This window comes from Roseibium algae (genome assembly GCF_037783265.1).
In the GTDB taxonomy this organism is placed as follows: Bacteria; Pseudomonadota; Alphaproteobacteria; order Rhizobiales; family Stappiaceae; genus Roseibium; species Roseibium algae.
In genome coordinates this window covers 368,699-383,629 of the sequence record NZ_JBAKIA010000001.1, presented here as the reverse complement: position 1 = coordinate 383,629, position 14,931 = coordinate 368,699, and the positions used below count along the sequence as shown (strand labels likewise).

The window sequence follows — 14,931 nt, the reverse complement described above, 5'->3', positions numbered from 1 at the left end:
TGTCCTTGGCATGGGCCTTATTCTGCAGCCTGTGGATCTTCCAGAGGCGGCTTGGTGGAAGGCTCAGGCTTCTCGATCCAGCGGTTGACCCACGGCGCCAGCTGCGAGCGATAGACACCCGCGAGACCGTTGGGGAAGATCAGAACAACCGCAATGAACAGCCCACCCAGGCCGAATAGCCAGAGTTCGGGAAAGGTTTCTGAAAAGGTGGTCTTGGCGAAATTGACCAGCAAAGTGCCGTAGACAGCGCCCAGAATAGAAAGGCGGCCACCGACTGCGCAGTAGATCACCATTTCGATGGATGGCACGATGCCGACAAAGCTGGGAGACATAAAGCCCACTTGCAAGGTGAACATGGCACCGCCTATGGCCGACAAAACGGCGGCAAAACAGTAAACGAATATCTTGAAATTCGCGACGTCATAACCAGAAAACCGGACTCGGTCCTCCTTGTCACGCACAGCAACCAGCAGACGCCCGAGCTTTGAGCGCAAGACAAACTGGCAGGTGATCAGAACCCCGATCAGCAGCGCACCGTTCAGAAAATAGAGGATGTATTTTGCGCTGTCGGTTCGGATGTCCCAGCCCAACATCGTTCTGAGATCGGTGATGCCATTCACACCGCCGGTGTAGCCTTGCTGCCCTATGATCAGGATGGTCAGGATGGCGGCAATCGCCTGGGTGATGATGGCAAAATAGACCCCGCCGACCCGGCGTTTGAACATGGCTGCACCAACGACAAAGGCAAACAATGCAGGCAGAACAAAGATCGCAATCACGGTAAACGTGAGACTATGGAACGGTTCCCAAAACCAAGGAAGATGGGTGATCTGGTTCCAGTCCATGAAGTCGGGAATGCCTGGGGTGGACTGAATCTTCGTTGCTTCCGGTGTGGACGCTTCCAACTTCAGGAACATGGCCATGCAATAGCCGCCGATGCCGAAGAAAACGCCTTGTCCGAGGCTGAGAATTCCGCCCATGCCCCAGCACAGAACGAGGCCGATGGCGACGAATGAATAAGTGAGATACTTGCCGATCAGGTTGAGCCTGAAAATATCGGTCGACAGTGGCAGGACAATGAAGATCAGGGCGGCAACAACGGCCAGACCCAGAAGGTCTTGGCGGCTGAGAACAAACTTTCCATTGGTCATGGTGCGCTCCCTCAGCGACGAATTTTGGGTGAGAACAGGCCTTCAGGCCGGAGCATTAGGATGCCTACAACGGTCAACAGCGTGAGCACCTTGGCCATCGAACCGGAGAGGAAGAACTCCATGGTCGATTGAGCCTGGCTGATGGCAAAGGAAGAGGCTATGGTACCAATCAGGCTGGCAGCCCCGCCGAAGACGACTATGAGAAATGTGTCGACGATGTAGAGCTGGCCAGCCGTTGGGCCGGTCGAGCCGATCATCGTGAACGCGCTGCCTGCAATGCCAGCGATGCCGCAGCCAAGAGCAAAGGTCTTACGGTCAACGCGCTCGGTGTTGATACCGACGGCGCCTGCCATGATCCGGTTTTGGACAACCGCACGGGTCTGCATCCCAAGACGCGAGCGGAACATCAAAAAGTAAACGCTGACGGCGATCACCAGGGTCAGAGCCATGACGAATAGGCCATTGATTGGAATTTCGATGATGTCAGTCACGGCGATAGAACCGAGCATCCAGTCCGGCAATACCACGCCGACCTCGCGTGCTCCGAAAAGCGAGCGGTAGGCTTGCTGTAAGATGAGGCTAAGCCCCCATGTGGCCAAGAGCGTATCAAGCGGCCGTTTGTAGAGATGGCGTATCAATCCCCATTCCACGAGTGCGCCGAGCGCTCCTGCCGCAATGAAGGCAAGGATCATGGCAAGGAAAAAGTAGATGCCGAAAAGGCCAGGGAGATAGGCCTGAAAGAAGTTGGAGCATAAATAGGTGACGTAGGCACCCAGGATCATGAACTCTCCGTGAGCCATGTTAATCACGCCCATCTGGCCAAAAATGATTGCAAGACCAAGGGCCATCAGGACAAAGACTGAAAACAGGATCAGTCCAGCGAAGCCTTGCATGGCGAAGATGGAACCGAGTTCCGTCCATGTGTAATCGGCGAACATGCGCGCGTCTCCATGCGGAGGGGCAGACTTTGCCCCTGTCAAAACCGAGTATTCTTTGGAAAAAATGGGCGCTGCATTAGCTGCATCGGCGCAGCGCCCGGGCTTTTGGTGATCTCGGATCAATTGCCCTCAATCGCCTGCTTCAGCCATTTAACCGCTTACTGGTAGCCTTCCGGGAAGGGGTTAGGCTCCATAAGCTCTGAGGTTTCATAGACCACTTCATACTGCCCATCCGGCAAAGCATGACCGACACGGGTCTTGGACCAAAGGTGATGGTTTGCATGGATCTTCACATAGCCTTCAGGCGCTGTGTCCATCTCGATGCCCGGAGAGGCGGCCTGGATCTTCTCGATGTCGAACGAACCAGCCTTTTCGACTGCTGCTTTCCAAAGCCATGGCCCCAGATACGCCGCCTGTGTCACGTCGCCAATGACGATATCGTCGCCCCAGCGGGCTTTGAACGCTTTCACGAACGCCTCGTTGTTCGGGTTGTCGAGGCTCTGGAAGTATTTCATCGTAGCATACGCGCCAGCAATGTTTCCGCCGCCAATTCCAAGGATTTCATCCTCGGTGACCGAAATGGTCAGCAGCAGAGGTTTTTCCTTCGGCAACTGAATGCCTGCGGCTTTGAGCTGCTTGTAAAAGGCAACGTTGGAGCCGCCGACGATGATGGCGTAAATCACGTCAGGCTTTTTCAGCTTGATCTTGTTGATGACCGAGTTGAACTGGGTATGACCCAGTGGATAATATTCCTCGCCAACAACCTTCAAACCTAGCTTCTCGATGTGCTTTCGGGCGATCTTGTTGGATGTGCGCGGCCAGATGTAGTCGGAACCGAGGAGGTAGAAGGTTTTGGCGCCCTTCTCCTTGGCAACCCAATCGATGCCGGCGATGATCTGCTGTGTCGCTTCCTGGCCGGTGTAGATCACATTCGGGGACTGCTCGAGGCCTTCATAGAAGGTCGGGTAATACAGCATGCCGTTGTATTGCTCGAAGACTGGCAGAACGGCTTTGCGAGATGCAGAGGTCCAGCAGCCGAAAACTGCGGCAACCTTGTCATTGACCAACAGTTTTTTGGCCTTTTCCGCGAAAGTTGGCCAGTCTGAAGCACCATCTTCTTGAATGTATTCGATCTGGCGACCTAGGACACCGCCCATGGCATTGATTTGCTCAATGGCGAGCTTCTCCGCTTGAACCGAACCGGTCTCTGAAATGGCCATTGTGCCGGTAACTGAGTGAAGAATACCGACCTTCACCGTGTCTGCAGTAACGGCAAGGCCTGTTGTGTTTACCTCGTCTGCGTGCGCGAAAGAGGTCTGGCCGACCTGGCTCATCGCCGACATGGCAAGAGCAGTTGCAGTTCCGAGTATGAGGCTGCGCCGCGAGGGCGCGGTGCGAGTTTTTTTGCTGTGGGTCTTCATGGATTGCCACCTCCTGTCTGGGTTGCAGGTACGGGGCCAACAGTGGCTCTCCGCATGCCAAGAGGTTCGTCGCTATTTGTGCGATGCCGCAATGCGTCAGTTGCTGTGGGTTAAATGACTTATTTCCGCAAATACAGCGGTATGTAATCATCAAAAATTTTTTAAATTTTTCGTAATTAACAAAATATTATAAGTTAAAGTTATGTTTTTTCCTGAATTTTTAAATATATTTTTTTGATTGTGACATTGTTGTTTTATATATTTTAAATAAAAAAATAAAAATAGGCATGATTATTGCAAAATTGATTTTATAGGATGTTTTTTTGATTTTTTGAGGTCGTTTTGCATCCTAATTAGGCGGAATAATGCCTGAAGTCAGTGTTTTGCGTAACTTGCGTGCGCTGCGAAGAGGTTTGGTAATAAGGCTGGGGTGAATGGGCAGTCATCAGCGGGTCGTGCGCCTGCGTCGAACATACAATCAATGGGTCGCAAATCAGACCCTTGAAGATTACGCGCTGCGGTTCACGGCGAAGAGCGCGCGTCGGTGGTCTGCCGTTCGGGTTGCCAATACGGCTCTGGGAGCGATCTCATTTCTTGCCTTGGAAGCAATTGGTGCGTCCATCACCTTCAACTACGGCTTCACCAATTCTGTCTGGGCGATTGCAATTGTAGCGCTGCTGATATTTGCCACCGGTCTGCCAATTGCATTTTACGCCGTGAAATACGGTGTCGACATTGATTTGCTGACGCGCGGTGCCGGGTTTGGATATATCGGATCCACAGTGACATCCCTGATCTATGCTGGCTTCACGTTTATTTTTTTTGCCCTTGAGGCCGCGATCATGGCAACGGCCCTGGAATTGTTCCTCGGCATTCCGATGAATATTGGTTATCTGCTGTGCACCCTGGTTGTGATTCCGCTGGTGATCTATGGCATCACCATGATCAGCCGGCTGCAGGTCTACACTCAGCCTTTGTGGGTCTTCCTACAGATATTGCCCTTTGTGTTTATTGGTTGGCAGGGGGTTGCCCCTGTTGAAAATTGGACCTCGTTCACCGGCCAGCTTGGCGCAGCAGACGGGAGCTTCAACCTCCTGTTGTTTGGCGCGGCCAGTGCCGTTGTGTTCTCGCTGATCGCCCAGATTGGCGAGCAGGTTGATTTTCTGAGGTTTCTTCCCAGGGACCGTCGGGGGCGACGGGGCAAGTGGTGGTTGTCGCTGTTGGCTGCGGGACCCGGCTGGGTAATCATCGGTGCCATCAAACTCTTGATGGGTTCTTTTCTGGTGGTGCTTGCTCTTGATGCCGGTTTGGAACCTAAGTTAGCTGTCGAGCCGACACATATGTATCTGGCTGCTTTCTCGCATGTGGCATCTCCTGAGGTGGCTATCGCGCTGACCGGGCTTTTCGTCATTGTTTGCCAGATCAAGATCAACGTCACCAACTCCTATGCAGGGTCGATTGCCTGGTCGAATTTCTTTTCCCGTCTGACCCACAGCCATCCGGGGCGGGTGGTGTGGCTGGTCTTCAATGTTGCGATCGCCCTGGCTCTGATGGAGCTGGGCGTTTACAAGGCATTGGAGAAAACACTTGGCCTGTATTCCATCGTGTCCGTTGCCTGGATTGGCGCAATTTTCGCCGATCTCGTCATTAACAAACCACTTGGCTTCAGCCCCCGTCATATCGAATTCAAGCGGGCTCATTTGTATGACGTCAATCCTGTCGGACTCGGCTCCATGGGGATTGCCAGTCTGCTTGCCTTTTCTGCCTATGCCGGGGCATTTGGCGAAACTGCAAGCGCACTCGCCAGCTATATTGCTTTGTTTACAGCCGTTGCGTTGGCACCTCTGATCGCATTTGCGACCAAGGGGCGCTATTACTTGGCACGGGAAGCAGAAATTTTCGTGACTGACACTGGTGCAAGTCCAGAGACGATGGGCTGTTGCATCTGCGAACACAGCTTTGAAATTGAGGATATGGCGCGGTGCCCGGTGTATTCGGGACCGATATGCTCGCTGTGCTGTTCTCTGGATGCCAGATGCGAAGATGATTGTAAGGAAGAGGCTAGGCTTGGCGATCAGGTTCAGGCCCTTTTGCGGGCTCGCCTACCTGAGAAACTTGTTGAGCGGGTCGTCTCACGCCTCGGCCTTTACCTCAGCGTGATGATTGTTCTCAGCCTGTCACTCTCGGGTATTCTGTCTTTCGTCTATTATCACGTTGACGTCGGCGGCCTGTCAGCCAGTCGCGAGGGAGTGGGCCTGGCTCTGACGCAAGTGTTTTTTATCCTTCTGGTCATCATGGGAGTAATGGCCTGGTTGTTTGTGCTGGTCCATGAAAGCCGCAAATTCGCCAATGAAGAGACTCGGCGTCAAACCGGCCTCTTGATGAAGGAAATACGGGCGCACGACCGCACTGATAAAAAGCTTCAGAAGGCCAAGGAAATTGCTGAGGCCGCCAATCAGGCAAAGAGCCGCTATGTGATTGGCATCAGTCATGAGCTTCGGTCGCCGCTAAATGCGATTGCGGGCTATGCGCAACTGATGCAACGAGATCCGACGATCCCGGTGCGCCGGCGAGATGCAGTTAAGGTGATTCAGAACTCTGCAGATCATCTTGCGGGGCTGATCGAGGGTCTTTTGGATATCTCCAAGATCGAAGCCGGGCATCTCACGATCTATCGCGAGCGTTTTAATCTTCATGAGTTCCTTAAACAGATTGTCGATATGTTTCGTCTGCAAGCCGATGCCAAGGCGCTGAGTTTTTTGTTTACGCCAACCGACAATCTACCAGTCTATGTGTTTGGCGATGAAAAGCGCCTGAGGCAGGTTCTCATCAACTTGCTTTCCAATGCGATCAAGGCGACCCAAACTGGCAGCATCACGCTTCAGGTCAGCTATCACAGCCAAGTTGCCGAGTTTGCTGTCATTGATACGGGCATCGGTATTGCAAACAGCGACCTGGAGCGCATCTATGTGCCGTTCGAGCGGATCGAAGCCAAGGAAGGGCCTATTTCTGCGCCTGGCACGGGGCTCGGGTTGACGATCACCAAACTCCTGAGTGAAATCATGGGTGGTGACATTCAGGTCGAAAGTACCGTTGGGCAAGGCAGCGCCTTCAAGGTGCGTTTGCTGCTGTCATCGGCACAAGCTCCTGTCCAGCTCGCGCCAATCGAGAAAAAAGTCCTGGGCTATGAGGGCCCGATACAGACATTGATGATTGTCGATGATGATCCTGCTCAAAGAAGCTTGATGACCGACTTTCTGGCACCCCTCGGATTCAAGATCGTCACGGCGGTCAACGGGTACAATTGTCTGGAGCTGGCGGCCCCAGAACAACCCGATGCCTTTTTGCTGGATATCAGCATGCCGGGCATGAACGGCTGGGAGCTGGCCAGAACCTTGCGGCAGAGCGGTCATGGCTCCGCCGTGATGATCATGATTTCTGCCAACGCAGATGAGCGGGGGCGTGATCCTGTGCATCGAATCTTTCATGATGATTATCTGGTTAAACCGTTCCGCCTTACAGAATTGCTTGAGCGCTTACAGCACCATTTGAAAATTGTGTGGCGTACAGAAACACGTGACAGTCCCGCTGTACCCGTGGTTGGCAAGGCCTCATTCGCGCCTACTGGTTTGCCATCGAGTGAAAGCCTGGAGATGCTCCGGCAGTTGAGCCAGATGGGCTATGTCCGGGGCATCCAGGCCAAACTTGATGACATCGAGCTTCAGGAGCCGGGTGCAGCAGCCTTCGTTGCGCACATGCGAGAGCTTGTGCAGGACTTCGATATCAAACGATATGAACAACTCTTGGAGACAATTGGGCATGATGATGGCAGTATATACCCCCGGCGAGACAATCCTTGTGGTTGATGATACGCCGTCTTCTTTGGGAATGCTTACAAGTGCGCTGGAAGAGGCGGGCTATATGGTTCTGGTTGCGCCTGATGGCCAAAAGGCCCTCGACATTGCAGCCAGAATTACACCGAATGCGGTTCTGATGGATGCTGTCATGCCCGACCTCGACGGGTTCGAGACCAGCAAGCGGCTGAAGAAAATGTCAGCCCTGCAGGATGTTCCTGTCGTCTTTATGACAGGTCTGAGCGACACGGAGAACATCGTCCGCGGGTTGGAGGCTGGCGGTGTCGATTACATTACCAAGCCGGTCAATGCGATGGAACTTCTTGCTCGTCTCAAAGTTCACATAGCCAATGCGCGCAGCAGCAAGAGTGCCCATTTTGCACTGGATGCATCAGGGCGCTATCTGTTGTCTATCGATCTGTCAGGCAACATCTGTTGGTCAACGTCACAAGCCCGATCAATTCTGGGAATAGATTGGGGGGATGAAGAGGCCACAGACGCAGGGAGACAGGCGGGAAGCAACACATCCAGTGATGTTGCGATAAAGACTGATTTTCTGCCAGGCTCTGTTGTCGAATGGTTACGCCAGACCGTTGTAGAGGTGAGCCAGACAACACGGTCTCAAAAAAGTGAGGGGCTCTATTTCGAGATTGAGGGGCGTGACCTGCAATGTGCCTATGTCGGGGCGATCAATTCGTCTGAACATCTCATTCGAGTGTCCCACAGACAAGGTCCCGGCGCACATGATACCCTGCGATCAGAATTTGGCCTGACCGAACGGGAAGCAGAAGTTCTGACGTGGATCACAAATGGTAAGTCCAACAAGGAAATTGCAACGATCCTGGACATGAGCCCGAGGACGGTCAACAAACATCTCGACCGCATTTTCAGCAAGCTCGGTGTCGAAAATCGTACCGCTGCAGCCATCCTGTCTCTCAAGAGGCTTCAGGATTGAGATGAAGCATTCGACCACGGAGGAGGCGATGAGCATTTCTTTCAAATTTTGATAACTGAGCGGTTATGGCCAGTACCAAGCCACCGATGGAATGATGCGCCACTTCTCAAATTTCCACACTTGCAATCAGAAACATCTTTTCTCAGTAATTTGAATAGATCTTCTCCATAACGATGATAAATGACATTAAGTACTGTATTTACGAAATAGTTCCAAAATTTCCCAAGATAAAATTCGTTTATATTCACATAAAAACTACAAAACCGGCTAGCTCTACTTTGCTATTTGCCAGCCCGCCCAGGATTGGCTCACGGGCATGACCTCCAGAGAATTGAAATTCAGGTGCGGCGGCTGGGTCGTGATCCAATAGATGGTGTTTGCGATATCCTCCGGCTGAATGGCGTTGGCACCGCCGTAAAGGGCATCATATGCTTCCTGATTGCCGCCGGTGCGGACCATTGTGAATTCACTTTCGCACAGGCCGGGTTCGATAGACGTGACTCTGACGCCTTTGCCATGAAGATCAGAACGCAAGCCTAAAGAGAACTGGCGCACAAACGCTTTTGTACCAGAATAGACATTCCCGCCAGGATAGGGCCAGTTGGCTGCGATTGATGACAGATTGACGATCATGCCCTTGCGCTCAATAAGTTTTGGCAGGAGCTGATCGGTGATCGTAACCAGACCGGTGATATTGGTTTCGATCATGGTTTTCCAGTCGGAGAGCTCGGTTTGCGGAGCAGACGCCGTACCAAGGGCAAGGCCTGCATTGTTGACCAGCACATCGATCTCCCGGAACTCTGCAGGCAAGCTCTCTTGCGCAGCTTTGGTTGCAGCTTCGTCCATGATGTCGAAGGCCAGGCCATGGAACAAATCGCCAAGTTCTTCCTTGAGGGTTTTCAGTCGTTCAGCTCGCCGACCGGTGCCAATGACCTTCCAGCCATTCTTGACAAAAAGTCGCGCGGTGGCCTGGCCAAAGCCGGATGTGGTTCCGGTGATAAGAATGGTGCCAGTCATGGGGCGTCTCCAGAATTGGGAAGGAAGCTGTTAGGCAGGAACATAGCGATCCTGCCACAGCGAACAACAGCAAAACCGGCGTGGGAAGCCTCTGGCTCCTACGATTTCGAGCCTTGGCTCTAAGTCGCTTTCGTTCTCGGTCCTAGGACTTAGGCACTAGGTTGTCAAAAGGGATCAGAGGTCATGAATCAAATTCCAATCAACATGAAAAACCATTGGATGCCTTTCACGAACAACAAGATGTTCCAGAAGCAGCCTCAGATGTTTCAAAAGGCTGAGGGCGTACGGTATTGGACACCGGAGGGACAAGAGATCCTTGACGGCTCTTCAGGTCTGTTCACCTGTGCTGCCGGTCATGGCCGTAAGGAAATCGCGGAAGCTGTCTATAAGCAGCTTATGGAACTGGATTATTCGCCGCATTTCCAGCGTGCTGCTCCTATCTCCTTTGAGCTTGCCGAGGCACTGAGTGATCTGCTGCCGGAAGGTCTGGATCGCATTTTCTTCGGCTCCTCAGGATCGGAAGCCGTTGATTCCGCCATGAAGATCTGTCTTGCCTATCATAAGGCCAAGGGCGAGCCTCAACGCACCCGCTTTGTGTCCAGGTCCTGGGGGTATCATGGGGTCAATCTTGGCGGCACTTCGCTTGCGGGTATGGTTGGTAATCGTCGGGATTTTTCAGGTGTGACCTGTGACGTCGTTCACATGCGCCATACCTGGAATGAAGACCAGCGTTTTACCAAGGGCCAACCTCAAGATGGTGCTGATCTGGCTGATGATCTTGAGGAAATTTGCCAGACTTACGGCGGAGAGACCATCGCAGCGGTTTTTGTTGAGCCGATTGCCGGATCCATCGGGACCATTGTACCGCCTGTCGGCTACTTGCAACGGCTGCGCGAGCTGGCCGATAAATATGGCATTTTGCTGGTGTTTGATGAAGTGATCACCGGATTTGGTCGTACAGGTTCAGCTTTCGCAGCGCAGGAATTCGGTGTGATACCTGATGTCATGACCATGGCCAAGGCGCTGACCAATGGTGCTATTCCCATGAGCGCTGTTGCGGTCAAGACGGAGATACAGGCAGCAGTTATCGATTCAATCACCGCGGATCGACCTGAATTGATGCATGGCTACACGTATTCGGCACACCCGGTCGCCTGCGCCGCTGCTCTGGCAACGCTCGGCATCTACAAAAACGACGGCCTGTTCGAAAAGGCAGCTAGTTTCTCTCCGACTTTCCTGGATGCCGTTTTCAGCTTGCGCAACTTGCCACAGGTCTCTGATTTGCGAGGCTATGGCATGATGGCCGGTATCCAGCTGACACCCGGTGAAACACCCGGAGCAAAGGGCTCTGCCGTCCAACGAAAGCTCTTTGATGAAGGCCTGCACGTTAAGGCAACTGGAGATGCGCTCATCTTCGCCCCGGCCTTGGTGACTGAAGAAGAAGATCTATCCGGGATGATTGATGTTCTGCAAAAGGTACTCGGTCAGGCAGACCTTTGAACGTCAGGCCTGATCCTTAAAGAGCTTTTGAAAGGACCTGGCCAAGACGTTTAAGGCCGGGTCCGATCTTGTCCTCGTCAATCGCCCCGAACCCGAGCCGGAGACGGTTCCGGGGAGGCTTTGGCGAGGAAAAATGGATGTCTCCAGACTCGACGAGCACTCCCTCCTCTGCAGCTTTGGCCTGAACGTCTGTGGCGTTTACTCCCTCTGGCAACCGCAACCAGACAGCCGAGCCACCCGTGGTCATCGTCGCATGGCAATCGGGAAGATATCGCTCGATCAGCTGGAACATCCTTTTCCATTTTTGCGAGAGCAGCTTTCTCTGACGCCGGGTGTGGGAATCGTAATGCCCTTCTGCGAGGAAAAGAGCCATCGCCCGTTGATCGAGAGCCGATGGATGGCGATACATCAATCGTCTCAAACTTCGAAGCTCTGTGATGATGCGAGCGTCCGCCGCAATGAAGCCCAGACGCAATCCCGGAAATAGTGCTTTGGAAAGACTTGAAACGTGGATCACTCGACCCGTCCGGTCGAAGCTTCGCAATGACGGTTTTTGGGCGCCGACGAAATTGAGTTCGTGCTCATAGTCGTCCTCCAGGACGATGAAATCTTGTATTTCGGCGCGGGCAAGCAGGCCAAGGCGGCGCTCCATCGACATGGTGACATTGGTCGGCGATTGATGCCCAGGCGTTACATAAACCAGATCCGTGCCATTCAGGTCGTCCCCAACGCGCATTCCATTTGAGTCGACTTGATGGGCATGTATTTCGGCCCCAAAGGCTTTGAAAATATTTCGAGCATCGACATAGCCCGGCTCTTCTAGGTCGACCCTAACGCCGGTTTGGCAAAACAGGTGAGCCGCAAGGAACAGAGCATTTTGCGCGCCAACCGTAACGAGGATTTCATCGGGCTCTGCTCTGAAACCCCGTTGAGGCAGCATTCTGCGAATAATCTGGTCGACAAGCATCTCGTCATCTTGATCAACCAGATCGCCAATCCATGTCATGGCATGCTGAGCTGTTCCTGCCAGGCGAACACAATCGCGCCAGCGGGCAACAGACGTTTTGTCTAGTGCCAATTGGCCGTAGATAAAGGGATATTCAAATGTCCGCCAATTGGAGGGTTTCTTGATGTTTTCAGTGTTCGAGTAGCGATGATTGAAAAAGCTATTCGGATCGAAAGGACGTTGGGACGTTGGCAATACATCTTTTGCGCGTTCATCGATCCGGATATTTAGCTGCTCCCGGATATGGCGCTCATTGATAAAATAGCCTCGCCGATTGATGGCCTTCAGATAGCCGTCCTCAGCCAATCGTTCATAGACAATCGCGATGGTGTTGCGCGAGACATTGATCCGTTTGGAAAAGACCCTGGTGGCAGGCAGAGGTTCGTGTAACGGCCATACTCCAGAAAGAATTGCCTCGATCAAACGTTCCTGAATTTGATGCTGCAACCGCCGATTGGGATCGAAAGGGGCGTTGAAAAAGGTTTCTAGCATTAATTATTCCGCAAGTGCGAAGAAGGTTGAGTGACACGAAGATGCCACTCTTCCTATAATTTTCATCATTTTTTCTAAAGTGTGCAAGGTCTATTCGCCCTCCTGGCTCCATAGATTTTAGCTTCTGGCTCTAAGGCGAGTTTTTGCACCGCAATAGTCTTTTCACAAGCGCAGTGAGGGACCGTCCGGTTTGAAAGACCGACAAAATAATATCGGCCCGCGCTGCGCAATAGGGCGAACAGTTTATCGATACCAACAGCGAGGGTTTCATGATTGATTTGAAAAAAGGCGGGCGCAGCACCCGGCGTGATTTTCTGAAAAGCACAGCCATGGCGGGCGCTGGGCTGGCCATGCCAGCGATTGTCAGCTCAAGCGTGCTGGCATCTTCGGGTGAAATCAACATCATGATGTGGTCGGACTATCTGCCGGAAAGCTTCGTAAGCGGTTTTCTTGAAAAAACAGGCATCAAGATCAACTTCACGGGCATTGGTTCCAACGAGGAGATCATCAACAAGCTGAAAGCCACCAACGGCGAGGGCTTTGACATTGTGTCTCCAACCGTGAACCGGAATCTGCTGTGGGCCGATCTTGGCCTGTTGCAGCCTTTCGACATGTCCAAGGTTGAGCTCGACAAGGTCAATCCGGCGATGGCACTGGGTGAAACCCATTGGAACTTCGGCGACAAGGGCGTTTTCTGGTTGCCTCATATTTGGGGAACAGAAGGCATTGCGTGGCGTACGGATGCATTTACGCCTGGCGGTGAATTCCCGAGCTACTACGACGTATGGGATGACGCCAACGCGGGCAAGACCATGGGCCGTGGTCACTCCATGTTGCTGGGCCTTGGTCTTGGCCTCGAAGGTCGCGGGGAAATGGACCCCGGTTCCATGTGGGCTGCCTATGAAAGCCCGGAAAAGATGGATGAAGTCTGGACCAAGCTGGTTGATGCTGCGATTGCCAAAAAATCCAACATCAAACTGATCTGGAACGATGCCGACACACAGAAGAACGGCCTGTTGAACGAGGGCGTGATTGTTGGTCAAACATGGGATGGGCCTCCATTGGCGCTGAAGACCGCAGGCGAGCCTGTGATGTACAGGGCACCAAAGGAAGGTGCGATGGCGTGGGTCGATGGTCTTGCAATGCCAACCGGCGCGAAGAACATCGATCAGATCTATGCCTTCATTGATGCTGCCTATGACGCCAAATTGGCTGGCGAGGCAATTAAATCACATGGCTACAACTCGCCAGTGATCGGAGCGGCTGACTTTGGCGGCGAGACATATGCAAAGAACTTTGCAGATGCCTATCCAGGAGATGCGCTTGGCAATCTGAACGCCTGGCCTGCGGAAGCACCTTGGTACTCCGAAAAGCGCACTGAATTCACAAACAAATTCCTGTCTGCCTGATCCTTTTGGCAATCAGAGAAATCAACTGCCGGGCGATGCGTCCCCGGCAGTTGATGCTGAATTCGATATTTACTTTCACGCAGTCCCTTGAGAGCGCCCATGGCCACAAAAGACATCGTTCTGGATCACGTCTCCATTCGGTTTGGAGCCTATACAGCGGTCGATAACGCGCATCTGGTCATCAAGGGCGGAGAGTTTTTCTCCTTTCTTGGGCCTTCGGGCTGCGGCAAGACAACCCTGTTACGCTGCATTTCAGGCTTTAGCGACCCGACAGAAGGGCGCGTGCTGATCGGTGGTGAAGACATGAAGGGGATCGGGCCCAATAAACGCCCAACTGCCCTGATTTTTCAGAACTTGGCGCTGTTTCCATTGATGTCAGTTGCCGAAAACATCGCCTTTCCGCTTGAGGTGCGCGGTGTTAGCAAAAAAGATCGCCGCAAGCGAGCAGACGAACTTTTGGACATGATCGCTCTTCCAGGCGTCGGTGACAAAAAGGTTCACGAGCTCTCCGGCGGTCAGCGCCAACGGGTTGCGATTGCCCGTGCACTTGCTGTCGAACCGGATATCCTTTTGCTCGACGAACCGCTGTCTGCGCTGGATCTGAAGCTGCGCCATCATATGCGGACAGAATTGCGCATGATCCAGCAGCGTGTTGGGCTGACATTCATCTATATTACCCACGATCAGGGTGAGGCGCTGACCATGTCTGACAGGGTGGCGGTGATGAACAAAGGCGTGATTGAACAGGTCGATCCGCCAGAGACAATTTATAACAAGCCGAAATCATCATTTGTCGCCTCTTTCGTTGGCGAATCCAATGCGATTCAGGGCAAAGTGGCGGCCCAGGATCAGGCGCTGGTAGATGTCGATACGCCCATTGGCCGTCTCAGGGGACGTGCGGCAGGGGGGCGGAGCTATAAGTTGGGCGATGAATGTATTCTGTTTATCCGGCCGGAACAGCTCACCATTGGCGGCGATCAGGCCAACTCAATCGAGACTCGCTGGATTAAGGAAGAGTTTGAAGGAAACTCCCGTCTGATTTTCCTGGAAGCCAATGGCATGCCTTTGCATTTGGCGCGGGTAAACACTGGGTCTGCACATGAGGACATGTCCGCTGGGCCCATTCCAGTGGGATTTGCTGCGGAGCAGGCAATTGTGCTGCCGCTCGGCGACTTGGCGGGAGCCTAA

General features: G+C 53.0%; 10 protein-coding genes. 5 read left to right on the top strand and 5 right to left on the bottom strand.

Annotation, left to right across the window (positions count from 1 at the left end; genetic code table 11):
- Nucleotides 1-17: 17 nt before the first annotated feature.
- The 3 genes from urtC to urtA all read right to left on the bottom strand — a co-directional run bounded on the left by urtC (nt 18) and on the right by urtA (nt 3,510).
- The gene (urtC, locus tag V6575_RS01750) at nt 18-1,151 is read right to left on the bottom strand and encodes an urea ABC transporter permease subunit UrtC (protein WP_340272279.1); all 1,134 of its coding nucleotides are present in this window, start codon (nt 1,149-1,151) and stop codon (nt 18-20) included.
- A gap of 11 nt (nt 1,152-1,162) precedes the next feature.
- Entirely contained in the window at nt 1,163-2,089 is a 927-nt protein-coding gene (urtB, locus tag V6575_RS01745) for an urea ABC transporter permease subunit UrtB (protein WP_340272278.1), read from the bottom strand.
- 158 nt (nt 2,090-2,247) lie between these two features.
- On the bottom strand, nt 2,248-3,510 hold the full coding sequence (gene urtA, locus V6575_RS01740) for an urea ABC transporter substrate-binding protein (protein WP_340272277.1): 1,263 nt from the start codon (nt 3,508-3,510) through the stop codon (nt 2,248-2,250).
- Between the two features lie 434 nt (nt 3,511-3,944).
- Between urtA and V6575_RS01735 the strand changes: the two genes are divergently transcribed.
- The gene (locus tag V6575_RS01735) at nt 3,945-7,376 is read left to right on the top strand and encodes a hybrid sensor histidine kinase/response regulator (RefSeq protein ID WP_340272276.1); all 3,432 of its coding nucleotides are present in this window, start codon (nt 3,945-3,947) and stop codon (nt 7,374-7,376) included.
- Nucleotides 7,330-8,319 carry a response regulator gene (locus V6575_RS01730; RefSeq protein ID WP_340272275.1) on the top strand — a complete coding sequence of 330 codons (990 nt, stop codon included), beginning with the start codon at nt 7,330-7,332 and terminating at the stop codon, nt 8,317-8,319. The genes V6575_RS01735 and V6575_RS01730 overlap by 47 nt, the downstream gene beginning before the upstream one ends.
- A 273-nt stretch (nt 8,320-8,592) precedes the next feature.
- Here V6575_RS01730 and V6575_RS01725 read toward each other — a convergent pair whose 3' ends face one another.
- Entirely contained in the window at nt 8,593-9,336 is a 744-nt protein-coding gene (locus tag V6575_RS01725; protein ID WP_340272274.1) for an SDR family NAD(P)-dependent oxidoreductase, read from the bottom strand.
- A gap of 183 nt (nt 9,337-9,519) precedes the next feature.
- Between V6575_RS01725 and aptA the strand changes: the two genes are divergently transcribed.
- Nucleotides 9,520-10,836, top strand: coding sequence for an omega-aminotransferase AptA (aptA, locus tag V6575_RS01720; protein WP_340272273.1), 1,317 nt, complete (start codon nt 9,520-9,522; stop codon nt 10,834-10,836).
- Nucleotides 10,837-10,852: 16 nt separating this feature from the next.
- Here aptA and V6575_RS01715 read toward each other — a convergent pair whose 3' ends face one another.
- Entirely contained in the window at nt 10,853-12,334 is a 1,482-nt protein-coding gene (locus V6575_RS01715; RefSeq protein ID WP_340272272.1) for an aminotransferase-like domain-containing protein, read from the bottom strand.
- Nucleotides 12,335-12,603: 269 nt separating this feature from the next.
- Between V6575_RS01715 and V6575_RS01710 the strand changes: the two genes are divergently transcribed.
- On the top strand, nt 12,604-13,743 hold the full coding sequence (locus V6575_RS01710; protein ID WP_340272271.1) for a substrate-binding domain-containing protein: 1,140 nt from the start codon (nt 12,604-12,606) through the stop codon (nt 13,741-13,743).
- A gap of 99 nt (nt 13,744-13,842) precedes the next feature.
- On the top strand, nt 13,843-14,931 hold the full coding sequence (locus V6575_RS01705) for an ABC transporter ATP-binding protein (protein WP_340272270.1): 1,089 nt from the start codon (nt 13,843-13,845) through the stop codon (nt 14,929-14,931).